General features: G+C 63.0%; 13 protein-coding genes. 8 read left to right on the top strand and 5 right to left on the bottom strand.

All coding sequences use genetic code 11. The features are described 5' to 3' along the window. The first annotated feature begins 208 nt into the window (after positions 1 to 208). Entirely contained in the window at positions 209 to 535 is a 327-nt protein-coding gene (cutA, locus tag AB3X95_RS31180; RefSeq protein WP_184228159.1) for a divalent-cation tolerance protein CutA, read from the top strand. Then, positions 528 to 2,408 (top strand): protein-disulfide reductase DsbD, encoded by a 1,881-nt coding sequence (dsbD, locus tag AB3X95_RS31175; protein WP_368623344.1) that lies wholly within the window; start codon positions 528 to 530, stop codon positions 2,406 to 2,408. The genes cutA and dsbD overlap by 8 nt, the downstream gene beginning before the upstream one ends. A 117-nt stretch (positions 2,409 to 2,525) precedes the next feature. Here the strand turns inward: dsbD and hemB are convergent, their stop codons facing one another. Further along, complete coding sequence (gene hemB, locus AB3X95_RS31170) at positions 2,526 to 3,524, bottom strand: porphobilinogen synthase (protein ID WP_176124241.1); 999 nt, start codon at positions 3,522 to 3,524, stop codon at positions 2,526 to 2,528. 285 nt (positions 3,525 to 3,809) lie between these two features. Continuing rightward, positions 3,810 to 4,472 (bottom strand): ribosome biogenesis GTP-binding protein YihA/YsxC, encoded by a 663-nt coding sequence (yihA, locus tag AB3X95_RS31165; protein ID WP_176124242.1) that lies wholly within the window; start codon positions 4,470 to 4,472, stop codon positions 3,810 to 3,812. Between the two features lie 220 nt (positions 4,473 to 4,692). On the opposite strand from yihA, the gene AB3X95_RS31160 reads away from it, so the two are divergent. The 5 genes from AB3X95_RS31160 to msrQ all read left to right on the top strand — a co-directional run bounded on the left by AB3X95_RS31160 (position 4,693) and on the right by msrQ (position 10,802). After that, positions 4,693 to 5,346: a cytochrome c gene (locus AB3X95_RS31160; RefSeq protein ID WP_368623347.1), complete on the top strand. Its 654-nt coding sequence runs from the start codon at positions 4,693 to 4,695 to the stop codon at positions 5,344 to 5,346. Between the two features lie 118 nt (positions 5,347 to 5,464). Beyond that, positions 5,465 to 7,675 carry a cytochrome c biogenesis protein ResB gene (locus tag AB3X95_RS31155; protein ID WP_368623343.1) on the top strand — a complete coding sequence of 737 codons (2,211 nt, stop codon included), beginning with the start codon at positions 5,465 to 5,467 and terminating at the stop codon, positions 7,673 to 7,675. Between the two features lie 4 nt (positions 7,676 to 7,679). Continuing rightward, the gene (gene ccsB, locus AB3X95_RS31150) at positions 7,680 to 8,888 is read left to right on the top strand and encodes a c-type cytochrome biogenesis protein CcsB (RefSeq protein ID WP_368623342.1); all 1,209 of its coding nucleotides are present in this window, start codon (positions 7,680 to 7,682) and stop codon (positions 8,886 to 8,888) included. Positions 8,889 to 9,094: 206 nt separating this feature from the next. Beyond that, positions 9,095 to 10,090, top strand: coding sequence for a protein-methionine-sulfoxide reductase catalytic subunit MsrP (gene msrP, locus AB3X95_RS31145; RefSeq protein ID WP_368623341.1), 996 nt, complete (start codon positions 9,095 to 9,097; stop codon positions 10,088 to 10,090). 10 nt (positions 10,091 to 10,100) lie between these two features. Next, positions 10,101 to 10,802, top strand: a complete 702-nt coding sequence (gene msrQ / locus AB3X95_RS31140; RefSeq protein ID WP_368623340.1) for a protein-methionine-sulfoxide reductase heme-binding subunit MsrQ — start codon at positions 10,101 to 10,103, stop codon at positions 10,800 to 10,802. 120 nt (positions 10,803 to 10,922) lie between these two features. Here msrQ and lysA read toward each other — a convergent pair whose 3' ends face one another. Both lysA and AB3X95_RS31130 read right to left on the bottom strand, forming a co-directional pair. Continuing rightward, positions 10,923 to 12,185 carry a diaminopimelate decarboxylase gene (gene lysA / locus AB3X95_RS31135; RefSeq protein WP_368623339.1) on the bottom strand — a complete coding sequence of 421 codons (1,263 nt, stop codon included), beginning with the start codon at positions 12,183 to 12,185 and terminating at the stop codon, positions 10,923 to 10,925. Between the two features lie 9 nt (positions 12,186 to 12,194). Next, positions 12,195 to 12,536 (bottom strand): lipoprotein, encoded by a 342-nt coding sequence (locus AB3X95_RS31130; protein WP_176124248.1) that lies wholly within the window; start codon positions 12,534 to 12,536, stop codon positions 12,195 to 12,197. 35 nt (positions 12,537 to 12,571) lie between these two features. Here AB3X95_RS31130 and cyaY point away from each other — a divergent pair, with 35 nt between their 5' ends. Then, positions 12,572 to 12,892 (top strand): iron donor protein CyaY, encoded by a 321-nt coding sequence (gene cyaY / locus AB3X95_RS31125; RefSeq protein ID WP_176110110.1) that lies wholly within the window; start codon positions 12,572 to 12,574, stop codon positions 12,890 to 12,892. Between the two features lie 100 nt (positions 12,893 to 12,992). On the opposite strand, the gene AB3X95_RS31120 is transcribed toward cyaY, so the two are convergent. Continuing rightward, a complete protein-coding gene (locus tag AB3X95_RS31120; protein ID WP_368623338.1) occupies positions 12,993 to 15,389 on the bottom strand; it encodes a penicillin-binding protein 1A in 2,397 nt (798 codons plus the stop codon). Position 15,390: the final 1 nt, after the last annotated feature.

Genomic DNA, 15,390 nt, shown 5'->3' with positions numbered 1-15,390 from the left:
GCGGACCCGCACGCCGGGTGGTGTGGCAGGGGTGCGGCCTCATGGCCCTCCCCTATGCCGATTTGGCGGCGAATTTTTCATCGATGCCGCAAGCCGTGTCGCAGTGACCAAATGTCGCGGCCGCGCTGCGGGGCGCTCTGCGAGGCGATATGGCCAGGTGATACGATATCGGCATCGAAATCCTGCGTCGCCGGAGCCTGGTGTGAGTGTGAAAGTGACCTTGGTACTGACGACGGTGCCGGATGCGGCCGTCGCTGAAAAACTCGCCGCCAGCGCGCTCGCCGCGCGCCTTTGTGCATGCGTCACGCAGTTAGGCAGCGTGCATTCGAGCTATCACTGGCAGGGCGCGATCGAAACTGCGCAGGAAATCCAGCTGTTGTTCAAGACCAGCGCCGCTCGCGCGCTCGAACTTGAACAATACATTCAGGCTCACCATCCCTACGACACGCCGGAAATCCTCTCATGGCAAGCGACGGCCTCGGCCGCCTACGGCCAGTGGATCACTGCTGAAACCCAACGCCCTCTTCATGTTTAACGGTCTCGACCGGCGCGCGCTCGCTACGCTGCGCACCGCATTCTTTCTGCTCGGCTGCGTGTTCCTCGCGCAACTCGCCACCCTCGCGCGCGCCGCGGACGACTTCCTCGACCCGTCGGTCGCGTTCCGGTTCAGTGCGACCGAGCAGCCCGGGCAAGTCGTCGTCACCTACACGATTGCGGATGGTTACTACATGTACCGCGAGCGCTTCGCTTTCGCGACCCGCAACGGCACAGCGACGCTTGGCGAGCCTCAACTGCCCGACGGTCACGTGAAGTTCGATCAGACATTCAACAAGAATGTCGAGACGTATCACAACGAGGTGACGATTCACATTCCGGTGAAGCAGGCAGCCGGACCGTTCGATCTCGCGGTGACGTCGCAGGGCTGCGCCGAAGCTGGCATCTGCTACCCCCCGATGGAGCGCGTTTATCACGTGAGCGGCGAGGCGCTGCAGCCGGCTGGCCGCGCAGCAGCGGGTCCAACCGCGCACCAATTCGCGCCCGCTGATGACGAACCGTGGTACGAACGCGCGACCAGCGCCGACTACGCGCAGACGCTGCTACAGCGAGGCGGTTTCTTTGCGATCGTAGGGCTTTATTTTGTTGCGGGCGCAATTCTGAGCCTGCTGCCGTGCTCGTATCCAATGATTCCGATCCTGGCTGCGATCATCATCGGCGAGGGGGCGCGCGTCACGCGTGGGCGTGGTTTCGCGCTGTCGGTCGCGTACGTAATCGGGATGGCGCTCGTCTACACGGTGCTGGGCGTCGCGGCGGCACTCGTCGGGCAGAGTCTCGGCGCATGGCTGCAGAATCCGTGGGTGCTGGGCGCGTTCGGCGGCCTTCTGACGATTTTCGCGCTGTTGCTGATCGCCGGTGTGGATCTCGAACTGCCGCCGCGCTGGCGCGATCGGATGTCGAGCGTATCAGCGGGACGCTCGGGCGGCAAATTTACCGCAGTCGCCGTGATGGGCGCGCTGTCGGCGCTGGTTGTCGGCGCGTGCATGACCGCACCGCTTTTTGCGGTGCTCGCGTTCATCGCGCACACCGGCAACGCCGTGCTCGGTGGCGCGGCGCTCTTCTCGATGGGTATCGGGCTCGGGCTGCCGCTGCTAATTATTGGCCTCGGCGCGGGCACGCTGCTGCCGCGCGCGGGCAAGTGGATGGACAGCGTAAAAGTGTTTTTCGGCGTGGTTCTGCTCGCCGCGGCGTTGTGGATCGTTTGGCCGGTGCTCGGCGGCCCGGCGACGATGCTGTTGAGTGCGCTCTGGCTGCTGATCGCGGCGGTCGCCCTCGGCCTGTTTTCCAGGTCGGTCGCGGGCGGCTCGATATGGCACCGGTTCGGGCGGGCGGTCGGAGTCGTGATGGCCGTCTGGGCGGTCGCGCTTCTCATTGGCCTCGCCGCGGGATCGTCGGACCCGCTGCGCCCGCTGGCGGTGCTCGCGGCTCGCGCCGGCAATCAGGCGGGCATCGCGAAAGATGGCTCCAGCGCGGTCGCAACGGCGTCGCAAAGCGATTTGACGTTCGCACCGGTTCGTTCATCGGAGCAGCTTGACCAGGCCGTCAAAACGGCCGCACAGCCTGCCATGCTCGATTTTTACGCGGATTGGTGCGTGAGCTGCAGGGAAATGGAGAAATTCACCTTCAGCGACCCGCGCGTTCAGGCGAAGCTGAAGCAGATGAATCTGCTGCGCGCCGACGTCACTGCGAACAATACCGACGACCAGGCGCTGCTCAAGCGCTTCAACCTGTTCGGGCCGCCGGGGATTATTTTCTTCGATCAGGAGGGCAAGGAAGTGCTGCGGGTGGTCGGCTACGAATCGGCGGATAAATTCCTGCGCACACTGGATCGGGCTGGTGCGTCGGGGGTGTAATCGAACGCCGCGGGGTGTTGAAAGGCCGCTCCGGCGCAAACGAGCAGCAAAAAAAGGAGGCGAAACCCAAGGTTCGTCTCCTTTTTGTTGTCTCGACGTGCTAAACCGCGCGTTGATTTACTTTTGCGATCGCAGGATCTTCGCGGCATCCAGCGCGAAATACGTCAGCACGCCGTCCGCGCCGGCACGCTTGAATGCCAGCAGCGATTCCATCATCACCTTGTCGTGATCGAGCCAGCCGTTCTGCGCGGCGGCTTTCAGCATCGCGTATTCGCCGCTCACCTGGTACACGTAGGTAGGAAACTGGAACTCGTCCTTCACGCGACGCACGATGTCCAGATACGGCATGCCCGGCTTGACCATCACCATGTCCGCGCCTTCGTTGATGTCGGCCTGCACTTCGCGCAGCGCCTCGTTCGAGTTGGCCGGGTCCATCTGGTAGGTCATCTTGTTGCTCTTGCCGAGGTTCGTCGCGGAACCGACGGCATCGCGGAACGGGCCGTAGAACGCCGAAGCGTACTTCGCCGCGTACGCCATGATGCGGGTGTGGATGTGATCCTCGCTCTCGAGCATTTCGCGGATCGCGCCGATGCGGCCGTCCATCATGTCTGACGGCGCGACGATGTCGACGCCGGCTTCCGCCTGCGCGCGCGCCTGCTCGACGAGGATTTCGACGGTCTCGTCGTTCATCACGTAGCCGGCTTCGTCGAGCACGCCGTCCTGACCGTGGCTCGTGTACGGATCGAGGGCGACATCGGTGAGCACGCCGAGCTCCGGAAAATTTTTCTTCAATTCACGCACCGCGCGCGGGATCAGACCCGCTGGGTTGGCCGCTTCGCGGCCTTCGGGCGTCTTCAGCGAGTGCTCGATCGCGGGAAACAGCGACAGCACCGGCACGCCCAGTTCGACGCACTGCTCCGCGACGCCCATCAGCAGATCGACCGACACGCGCTCGACGCCCGGCATCGACGGCACCGCTTGTCGAACGTTGGTGCCCTCGACGATAAATACCGGGTAAATCAGGTCGTTCGTGGTGAGGATGTTTTCGCGCATCATGCGGCGCGAGAAGTCGTCACGGCGCATGCGGCGCGGACGGTAGTGCGGGTAGAAGCTCATATCGAATCGAAGATCGTGGATGGGTGGAGTGGACAAATGGCACCTGGCTCCGCTCCCGGAAACTTTTCGAGACAATGGTATATCATACCGATCGAGCAAGGCGCCTAGCGCTGACCTCCCCGCTTCTCCTCCCTGAGCGGGTGCCTGTCGTTTTTCGATTAGGCTGTTTGACCCGCCGTTCAAGCGGCGGGTTTTTTTATGGGTGGACGGAAATGCGCCCTCATACGGGTATTCAAGGCATATCACGCGTCACGCGCGCTGAGGGATTCCGGCATCGATAGTGATTCAGCCCGCAACCGGCTTTTCACCTGCTTCGTCCACCGCGCCGGGGATCAGCCAGCTCTCGATCAGCTCATGCGCTTCGTCGAGGCCCGTTCGTTTGAGCGCCGAAAAGAGCTGTGCGGTCAACTCGCCGCGATAGCCGGCGGCTCGATATTCGGCCAATCCCTTCTGCGCAGTGCGCAACGCGTTCGTGCTTTCCTGACGCGTCAATTTGTCGCATTTGGTGAGCAGCGTGTGGATCGGCTTGCCGGTCGGCGCGAACCACTCGATCATGCGTCGATCGAGCTCCGTCAGCGGGCGGCGCGAATCCATCATCAGGATCATGCCGCGCAGTTGCGAGCGCGATTGCAGGTACGTGGACAGCAACGCTTCCCAGTGAGCCTTCGCCGCTCCCGGCACCTCCGCATAACCGTAGCCCGGCAGGTCGACCAGATAGCCGGCCGGTTCATCTGCCTTGCCAACCGAAAAATAATTGATGTGCTGCGTGCGGCCAGGCGTCTTACTCGCGAACGCAAGTCGCTTCTGATTGCAGAGCACGTTGATCGCCGTCGACTTGCCTGCATTCGAGCGTCCCGCGAAAGCGATCTCGGGCTGCGCGGTGGCCGGCAGGTCACGCAGATGATTGACGGTGGTATAGAAGCGGGATTCGTGGAGCAGGAAGGGCATGGTGGAAGCCAGATTGGAGACGCCGCGGAGCCCGCAGCGGGAACGGGGTCAAGCCCGACTGGCGTCTAAGCGATTAGCGAGTTATTGTACAATACGATGGTTTACTGAAAACCTTGGGAGCCCGCCCCACGTGCCTTGGCGGCTCCTGGCGGTCACTCGGTCGCCGTCGTCGTACTTTGCAGAACCTCTAAAATCCCACAAGACGAGACAGGGTGTGCGAATGAATCGACTGTGCAAGACTCTGATGGTGCTTCATGTAACGGCAGGTCTTTCAGGTTTGGCAATTCAGGCACGAGCAGCAGATCCGGCAAAGCCGGACATCAATCGGGGGCAGGCAATCGCGGTACAAGTGTGCGCGTCTTGTCACGGGGCAGACGGCAACAGTGCCGGCGGTCCATATCCGAAGCTGGCGGGCCAGCATCCTGAGTATCTCGTCAAGCAGCTCCGAGATTTCAAGACGCAACCGGGCGCCAAACAGGCCGCGCGCAATAATGCGATCATGGCAGGCATGGCCGCCGCGCTCTCCGATCAGGACATGATCAACGTTGCGGCTTACTTCTCGACGCAGACGCCCAAGCCTGGCTATGCGCACAATAAGAACACGGTCGCGGTGGGGCAGCAGATCTATCGCGGTGGGATTGCCGACCGCGGCGTGCCCGCCTGCGCGGCCTGCCACGGTCCCACGGGACAGGGTATTCCGATCCAGTATCCGCGCCTGTCGGGACAGTGGGCCGAGTACTCGGTGACGCAGCTGACCGCGTTCACGCAAGGTCCGGGCGCTCGTAACAACAGCGACGCGATGCATGCGATAGCATCGCGTTTGTCGGACAACGAGATCAAGGCGGTTGCCGACTACATCGCGGGTCTGCATTAAGCGGTTCGCCCGCGCGAATCCAACCGGCCCGGCGAGGCCGGTGAAAAACAAGAAAAGGGTGAGGGTGTCGTAGCTACGACAGCCCTTCACCCTTTTTTGCTGTTCAGTCGGAGTTTGAATGAGCGTCACCACGTCGGGTCTGCAGTCGAAGTCGGGCAATCGCGTCATGCGCAGCTCCATCGAGCTCCTGAGCTCGATGCGTTTCGCCATTGCGCTGCTCGTGATTCTGTCGATCGCCAGCATCATCGGTACCGTCCTCACGCAGGACGATCCGTATCCCAACTACGTCAACCAGTTCGGTCCGTTCTGGGCGGACATCTTCCGCGCGCTGAGCCTCTACACGGTGTACAGCTCGTGGTGGTTCATGCTGATTCTCGGCTTCCTGATGGTGTCGGTGTCGCTCTGCGTGATCCGCAATGCGCCGAAGATGCTCGCCGATGCGAAGAGCTGGAAGGACAAGGTTCGCGAAGGCAGCCTTCGTGCGTTCCATCACAAGGGCGAGTTCGCCGTGCACGGCACGCGCGCGCAGACCGCGGCAGTGCTCGCGAAACTGTCGGCGAAGCTCGGCTACAAGTTCGTCACGCGTGAGTCGGACGGCGCGACGCTGATCGCCGCAAAGCGTGGCGCGCTGACGAAGTTCGGCTACATCTCCGCGCACCTCGCGATCGTCGTGATCTGCCTCGGCGGCCTGCTCGACAGCAATCTGCCGATCAAGCTGCAAATGTGGCTGTTCGACAAGTCGCCGATCAACTCGAACACCGTTATCAGCGAGATTTCGCCCGAGCATCGGCTGTCGCAGTCGAACCCGACGTTCCGCGGCTACGCGTGGGTGCCCGAGGGGCAGCACGTGTCGACCGCAATCCTGAATCAGCCCAACGGTTCGCTGATCCAAGACCTGCCGTTTTCGATCGAACTGAACAAGTTCATCGTCGATTACTACACGACCGGCATGCCGAAGCTGTTCGCGAGCGACATCGTCGTGGTCGATCACAAGACCGGCGCGCGTGTGCCGGCGCGCGTCGAGGTCAACAAGCCGTTCGAATACGACGGCGTGTCGATTTATCAGTCGAGTTTCCAGGACGGCGGCTCGCAGATGCAGATGACCGCCTTCCCGATGTCCGGCCCGAGCGCGAAGCCCGCGCCGTTTGGCGGCACGATCGGCGGCAGCGCGCAGTTGAGCTCAGCGACGCCGCTCGCCGACGGCCAGACTGTCGAATTCACCGACTTCCGCGCGATCAACGTCGAAAACATCTCCAACGCCAATGGCCAGAACGACGCGCGCGGGGTCGCTGCGCAGCACTCGCTGAAGGAAGCGTTCGACGAGCGTCTCGGCTCCGGCGCGAAATCCTCGAAGCCGCTCGACCTGCACAACGTCGGCCCGTCGGTGCAGTACAAGATTCGCGGCAAGGATGGACAGGCGCGCGAGTACAACAACTACATGCTGCCCGTCGACGTGAACGGCGAGAAGATGTTCCTCGCCGGCATGCGCCTGAATCCCGACGATCCTTTCCGCTACCTGCGCATTCCCGCTGACAGCGGCGGCACGCTGAAGGAATGGATGAACCTGCGCGCCACGCTCGAAGACCCGAACCAACGCGCCATCGCCGCTCATCAGTTTGCGCAGCGCTCGGTGTCGGGCTCGAATGCGGAGTTGCAGCAACATCTGGAGGAAAGCGCGTTGCGCGTGCTGACCCTTTTTGCGGGCGCCGACGCCAGCATGAAGATGCCGAACGGCGAAACGCTCGGCGGCTTCCAGGCAGTCGCTGGGTTTATCGACCGCTCGGTACCGAAGGGCGAGCAGGAAAAGGCCGCGGGCCTGCTGCTTCGGATGCTCGAAGGCGTCACGTGGGATCTATGGCAACTGTCGCGCCAGCGGCTCGGCGAGCCCGCCGCGCCGGCCAATGCCGATACGAGCCGCTTCATTCAGAGCTCGCTTAATGCGATATCCGACAGCTTTCTGTATGGATCACCGGTCTATTTGCAGCTTGACTCGTTCAAGCAGGTGCAAGCTTCGGTATTTCAGTTGACGCGCGCGCCGGGCAAAAAAGTCGTGTATCTTGGCAGCCTGCTTCTCGTATTGGGCATCTTCTCGATGTTCTACGTCCGCGAACGGCGTCTGTGGTTCTGGCTCAAGGATACGGACCACGGCACGAACGTCGTGATGGCGATGTCGAGCGCGCGTAAGACGCTAGACTTCGAGAAGGAGTTCGTCCGGACGCGCGACGCCGTGAGCGCCGCACTGGGCGCGAAACTCATCGAAGCAGCCGATGCCCGTCCGGCCACTCAGGCCGCCGCCCCGTCGGCAAGTTCACAGGATTCGACCCGGTAAGATCATGGACTTGACTCAGGTTTCCTCCTCTTCTTCTGCTTCACGCGCCGACAAGGCGTTTGCGAGCAGCACGCCCGAACTCCAGCAATTCGACGAACGGCCGTTCCTGAAACGCCTGGGTATCTTTGACTGGCTGTTCGCACTCGCTCTGGTCGGGGGCGCCGGCTTTGCGCTGTCGCGGTACTACCCGTTCATGAACTACTACGACAAACTGGTGCTGGTGTGCTCGGTGCCGGTTTTCCTGGTGCTCGGCTGGCGCTGGAAGCCGGTGCGTCCGCTGATGGTGGGAATCGCCGCGCTGTCGCTGCTTGCGATCCAGATCTACCAAGGCGATCTGAGCCGCGCCGACAACGCGTTCTTCCTCAAGTATTTCCTGTCCAGCCAGTCCGCGATCCTGTGGATGAGCGCGCTGTTCGTCTTCGCGACCGTGTTCTACTGGATCGCCTTGCTGTCGCGCTCGCCGACCGGCGCCGCGATCGGCTCGAAGATGACGTGGGTGGCGGTGCTGATGGGTTTCGTCGGCATGATGGTGCGCTGGTACGAGTCGTACCTGATCGGCTCGGACGTAGGCCATATTCCGATTTCGAATCTGTATGAAGTGTTCGTGCTGTTCAGCCTGATCACCGCGCTGTTCTATCTGTATTACGAGCAGCACTACAACACGCGCGCGCTCGGCGCGTTTGTGCTGCTCGTGATCAGCGCAGCCGTCGGCTTCCTGATGTGGTACTCGGTCTCCCGCGATGCGCAGCAGATCCAGCCGCTCGTGCCGGCGCTGCAAAGCTGGTGGATGAAGATTCACGTGCCGGCGAACTTCATCGGCTATGGCAGCTTCGCGCTGTCGGCGATGGTCGGCGTCGCCTATCTGGCGAAGGAACGCGGCGTCCTTGCGGATCGTCTTCCGGCGCTCGACGTGCTCGACGACGTGATGTACAAGTCGATCGCGGTCGGCTTCGCGTTCTTCACGATCGCGACGATTCTCGGCGCGCTGTGGGCCGCCGAAGCGTGGGGCGGCTACTGGAGCTGGGACCCGAAGGAGACCTGGGCGCTGATCGTCTGGCTGAACTACGCGGCCTGGCTGCACATGCGTCTGATGAAGGGCCTGCGCGGCGCGGTCGCCGCATGGTGGGCGCTGACCGGCCTGCTGGTCACGAGCTTCGCGTTCCTTGGCGTGAACATGTTCCTGTCGGGCTTGCATAGCTACGGCAAGCTGTAAGATCCGCCGCGCTGAACCGACTAAGAACCGCCGCGTGCTTTAGCACCGGCGGTTTTTTCATGGTGGACGGAATATTCGTCGCGCCCCGGTGTTCACCAATCAAGCACCTGAGCAGGTACCCGTGGATGACAGGCGCCCCCAAACGGGCGATCATCAATATGGCACCGCAACGCGCATGACGCGGCGGGCCGGCAAGGAGCAGCACGATGTGGATCAAGCGAAGCGACAGGATTCAACTGACCGGCGATGACATCGCGCGCAGCGAAATCGCGCCGCGGCACGTGTTCGAGAACCGCCGACGCATCCTGCAGGCAGCGGGCGCGATGGCGCTCGGCAGCCTGATCGGCGTGAGCGGGGAGGCGCTCGCGACATACTCATCCCCCGATCCGAAGGCGCAGAAGCTCGCGGCGAAAACCAACACCAGGTTCGTCGCGCTCGACAAGATCACGCCGTACAAGGACATCACCACCTACAACAATTTCTACGAGTTCGGCACCGACAAATCCGACCCCTCGCAGCACGCGGGCACGTTGCGGCCGCATCCGTGGAAGGTGAGCGTGGAGGGTGAGATCAAGAATCCGAAGGTCTATGACATCGACGACCTGCTGAAGCTCGCGCCGCTCGAGGAACGTGTGTACCGGCATCGCTGCGTCGAAGGCTGGTCGATCGTGGTGCCGTGGATCGGCGTCTCGCTTTCTGAGTTAATTAAACGCGTCGAGCCGACCGGCAATGCGAAGTACGTGCAATTCATCACGCTCGCCGATCCGTCGCAGATGCCCGGGCTGTCGCAGCCCATACTCGAGTGGCCGTACTCGGAAGGCCTGCGGATGGACGAAGCGATGCACCCACTGACGCTGCTGACGATGGGCCTCTACGGCCAGGTGCTGCCGAATCAGAACGGCGCGCCGGTGCGCGTGGTGGTGCCGTGGAAGTACGGCTTCAAGAGCGCGAAGTCGCTCGTGAAAATTCGTTTCGTCGAGAAGCAGCCGCCGACCAGTTGGAACACGTACGCATCGAACGAATATGGGTTTTATTCGAATGTGAATCCGAATGTCGATCATCCGCGCTGGAGCCAGGCTACGGAACGGCGTATCGGCGAAGACGGCTTTTTTACGCCGAAGCGCAAGACACTGATGTTCAACGGTTACGGCGATCAGGTCGCATCGCTCTATCAAGGCATGGACCTGAAGAAGAACTTCTAAGGCGAGCGCGATGGCAACCGACACGCAAACTGTCACCCGCAGCGAGCCTGCGACACGGCGCACGGCGCCGATGTCGGCGGCCAAGCCGCGGGCCGCGGGCGGCGCGCGCTGGATCGTCCCGGCGAAAGTCGCGGTCTTCGTCGCGGCGCTCTATCCGCTCGCACGCCTCGTGCTGTTTGGCCTGACCGACCGGCTCGGTTCGAATCCGATCGAATTCATCACCCGCTCGACGGGCCTGTGGACGCTCGTGTTCCTGTGCATCACGCTAGCGGTGACGCCGCTGCGCCGTCTGACCGGCGTCGCCGCGCTCGTGCGTTTCCGTCGGATGCTCGGACTCTATACGTTCTTCTATGCGACGCTGCATTTCACCACGTACCTGTGGTTCGACAAGTGGTTCGATGTGGCGGAGATACTGAAGGACATCGGCAAGCGGCCCTTCATCACGGTGGGCTTCGCCGCCTTCGTGCTGCTGATCGCGCTTGCGGTCACGTCGCCGCGCGCGATGGTGCGCAAGCTCGGGCGTCGCTGGCAGACGCTGCATCGTGCGATCTACGTGATCGGCGCGCTCGCCATCCTGCATTTCTGGTGGATGAAGGCGGGCAAGCACGATCTGCTGCTGCCGAAGATTTACGGCGCGGTGATGATCGCGCTGCTGGGGTGGCGGCTGGTTGTGTGGATACGTGAGCGAAGGATGACAACGCGCCGACGGTGATTGCGCGAACCTTTCGCGTCACGCACGGTGCTGCGAAGAAAAATGGCGATGCCGGGGAGGCATCGCCATTCTTTATTGCTGCGGTTTATTTACCGTTGGCTCTGCAGCCAGCCCCAATGTTTACGCCGGCAGAATCGTTTCGCCTGCAAACAGCTGGCTGATCTCTTCGCGCGCGCGAACTATGTGCGCTTGTGTACCATCCACCATCACTTCGGCGGCGCGCGCACGGGTGTTGTAGTTCGAGCTCATCACGAAGCCATACGCGCCGGCCGAACGGATCGCGAGCAGATCGCCGCGCTCGACCGCGAGCAGCCGTTCGCGGCCGAGCCAGTCGCCGCTTTCGCAGACCGGGCCGACCACGTCATAGACGTGCGCAGGGACGTCGCGCTTCACGACCGGCTCGATTGCGTGATACGCGTCGTACATCGCGGGGCGTGCGAGATCGGTCATCGCCGCGTCGACGATCGCGAAGTTCTTGTCCTCGCCCGGCTTCAGATACTCGAGACGCGTGAGCAGCACACCCGCGTTGCCGACCAGCGAGCGGCCAGGTTCGAAATAGACTTCGCGGTGACCGTGGCCGCGCGCTTCGATGCGATCGAGCACCGTGCGCACGAACTCGCCGATTTCCGGCGGCGTTTCGTCGTCGTATGTGATGCCGAGGCCGCCGCCGACGTCGATATGGCGAATCGTCACGCCGTCCTGCTCGATCTGCTCCACGAGCTCCAGCACTTTGTCGATTGCGTCGAGGTAAGGCGCGACTTCGGTGATTTGCGAGCCGATATGGCAGTCGATGCCGACCACCTCGAGATTCGCCATCGCCGCGGCCGCCTGATAAGTGGCACGTGCATCCTCGAACGCGACGCCGAACTTGTTCGTCTTCAGGCCGGTGGAAATGTACGGATGCGTTTTCGCGTCGACGTCGGGATTCACGCGCAGCGACACTGGCGCCTTCTTGCCCATCTCGCCCGCCACCGCGTTGAGTCGATCGAGCTCGGGAATCGATTCGACGTTGAAGCATTTGACGCCCGCCGCGAGCGCGTCGCGCATTTCGCTCGCCTGCTTGCCGACGCCCGAAAACACGGTGTTTTCCGCTTTGCCGCCGGCCGCGAGCACGCGCGCGAGTTCGCCGCCCGACACGATGTCGAAGCCCGCGCCGAGGCGCGCGAATACGTTCAGCACCGCCAGATTGCTATTGGCCTTGACGGCCACGTGCACGCTCGCGCGACGCCCGGCGCAGGCGCCCGCATAGGCGTTCCACGCCGCGGTGAGCGCGGCGCGCGAATAGACGTACAGCGGCGTGCCGAACTGCTCGGCGAGGGAAACGGCGGACACGCCTTCGGCGTGCAATACGCCGTCGACGTAGTCAAATGCGGATCGAGTCATGCGAAAGTCTTATTGAGCGGAAGGGACGGCAGAGGCGGGCAGCGGCACTGCGGGAGCCGATGCCGCCGAAGCGGGCGGCGTCTTGAGTTGGTCTTCGGGGGCGAGCGTGAGCGGCGTGCCCGAGGTGTCCGGGATCGAGTCCGCGTTGGCCGCGCCGTTAGCCGGCTGCGTTTGATCGGTCGACGGTGTTTGCGTGCGATGAGCCGGCGGGGCAGGCAGCGGCGGTACGGTTGGCAGATAGAGCGAGCCGCGTTGGCCGCAGCCGGTGAGCGCACAACCTGCGAGAATGGCTAAAACCGCTACAATCGCGCGGCCGGGCGCTGCCGCGCGCATCCGAGTTACGACTCGCATGACTGTCCCTGAATGAATAATCGATGGAGTTTAGCATGTCCGATAGTGATTACCTGACCCGTGCGGAAGCCGTACTGGCCGCCATCGAGAGCGCGCTCGACGACATCGACGCCGACATCGAGCTCGAGCGCAGCGGCAACGTTCTGACGCTCGAATTCGAGAACCGCACGAAGATCATCGTCAATCTTCAGCCGCCGATGAGCGAGATCTGGATCGCGGCGAAGGCCGGTGGTTTTCACTTCCGTTTCGTCGACGGCGAATGGCGCGACACGCGCAGCGGCTCGGAGTTTTTCGCGGCGCTGTCGCAGTATGCGACCGAGCAGGCTGGCGAGCCGGTGCAGTTCGCCGCGCAATGAGCGTGGCGCAATGAGCGCGAAGCACGAGACGCTCTCAAAACAAAACCGCCGCGTAACGAACGCGGCGGTTTTTTCTTTCTAACGGTACGTCCACGCGGCCTCAGTGCCCGCGGAACAGATTCATGATGTCCTGCTTCTCCTGCTCGCCGACCTGTTCCGGCGCGGCGGCCGCGGCGCTCGCCTGGGCGTCGAGCGTCGCCTGACTGACGCCGACCGTTGCGATGAACCCGTGGCCCGGGGTGAAATCGTCGAAATAAAGCTCCGAGCCGATTTCGCTGACGTCGTCGGGGCGTGCCATCTTGTACTCGGGCACACCCTTCAGCGCGCGTCCCATGTACTCGATCCACACCGGCAGCGCGAGGCCGCCGCCGGTTTCCTTGTCGCCGAGGCTGCGCGGATTGTCGTAGCCCATCCACGCGATCGCGGTGAGCGTGTGCTGATAGCCGGCGAACCAGGCGTCGCGGGAATCGTTGGTCGTGCCGGTCTTGCCGGCGAGATCGGTGCGCTTGAGCACGTTGCTCTTCGCGCCGGTGCCGTGCTGCGCGACGCTTTGCAGCAGGCTGTTCATCACATAGGCGTTGCGCGGTTGGATCGCATACGGCGCGTTTCGGCCGGCCACGAGCGGCTGCGCTTGCGCGACGACGCCGCCGCGCTGATCGGTGACTTCCGCGATCAGGTAAGGATTGATCCGGTAGCCGCCGTTGGCGAACACCGAGAACGCGCCCGCCATCTGCAGCGGCGTCACGAGGCCCGCGCCGAGCGCCATCGGCAGATAGGCGGGATGGCGATCCGCGTCGAAGCCGAAGCGCGTGATGTATTGCTGCGCGTACTTCGGGCCGATCTGGTTCAGGATGCGGATCGACACGAGATTCTTCGACTTCTGCAGCGCGGTGCGCATCGTCATCGGACCGTCGAAGCCGCCGCCGTAGTTCTTCGGCTCCCACGCCTGGCCGCCGGTTTCGGCGGCGCTGAAAAAGAGCGGCGCGTCGTTGATGATCGTCGCGGGCCCGAGGCCTTTTTCGAGCGACGCCGAATAAATGAACGGCTTGAAGCTCGAACCCGGCTGACGCCACGCCTGCGTCACGTGATTGAACTTGTTCTTGTTGAAGTCGAAGCCGCCGACCAGCGAACGGATCGCCCCGTCCTGCGGCACCACCGAGATGAACGCGCCTTCCACCTGCGGCAATTGCGTGATCGACCAGTCGCCCTCTTCATTCTTCACGAGCCGCACGATCGCGCCAGGCCGGATGCGCTGATTCGGCTGCGCGCGCGGGCCGAGCGCGAACTGCGCATAGCGCAGACCGTCGCCCTGAATCGTCGCGACGTTGCCGTCGATGAAGGTCGCCTGCACCTCCTTCGGGCTCGCCGCCGTGACGACGGCGGCGATGATTTCGCCGTTGTCGGGATGCTCGAGCAGCGCATCGTCGATGGCCTGCTCGCGCTCGTCGGCGTCGGCCGGCAGATCGATGAACGCCTCCGGGCCGCGATAGCCGTGACGGCGCTCGTAGTCCATCAAGCCTTTGCGCACCGCGTGATAGGCGACGTCCTGATCGGCCGAGTCGATCGTGGTCACGACGTTCAGGCCGCGGGTGTAGGCTTCCTCGCGATACTGCGCGTACATCATCTGCCGCACCATTTCCGCGACGTATTCCGCGTGCACGCTGTACTCCTTGCCCATGCCCTTCACGACGAGCCGCTGGCGGCTCGCCTCGTCGTACTGTTCCGGGGTGATGTAATGCAGTTCGTACATGCGCTGCAGGATGTATTCCTGGCGCACCTTCGCGCGCTTCGGATTGACGACCGGGTTATACGCGGACGGCGCCTTCGGCAGACCGGCGAGCATCGCCGATTCGGCGAGCGTCAGGTCCTTCAGATCCTTGGCGAAGTACACGCGCGCCGCACTCGCGAATCCGTACGCGCGCTGACCGAGATAGATCTGATTCATGTACACCTCGAGAATCTGATCCTTGCTCAGCTTCGACTCGATCTTGTACGCGAGCAGCATCTCGTAGATCTTGCGCGTGTAGGTTTTCTCGCTGGACAGAAAGAAGTTGCGCGCGACCTGCATCGTGATTGTGCTCGCGCCTTGCGTCGCATGGCCGTTGGTCAGCGCGACGATGCCGGCTCGCGCGATGCCGGTCAGGTCGACGCCCCCGTGTTCGTAGAAGCGCGCGTCCTCGATCGCGAGGATCGCTTTCTTCAGGCTGTCGGGCACGTCCTGGATGTGCACGATGTCGCGCCGCTCCTCGCCGAATTCGCCGATCAGCACGTGGTCGGCCGTATAGATTCGTAGCGGCACCTTGGGTTGATAGTCGGTCAGCGCATCGAGTGACGGCAGGTTCGGCGTCGCGACGACGAGCGCATAGCCGAGCACCAGCGCCACGCACACGATGCCCGCCACGATCAAGCCGACAAAGCCGAGGATCAGCTTCAGCCATAGCGGACGTTTGCGCTTTTCCGGCGCGGGCGGCGGAGACGTAGGAGACGTGGCTTGCATA

The organism is Paraburkholderia sp. BR13444, from assembly GCF_040948755.1.
Taxonomy (GTDB): domain Bacteria; phylum Pseudomonadota; class Gammaproteobacteria; order Burkholderiales; family Burkholderiaceae; genus Paraburkholderia; species Paraburkholderia youngii.
The sequence above is the reverse complement of the archived record's forward strand: the minus strand, read 5'-3'. Positions and strand labels throughout refer to the sequence as shown.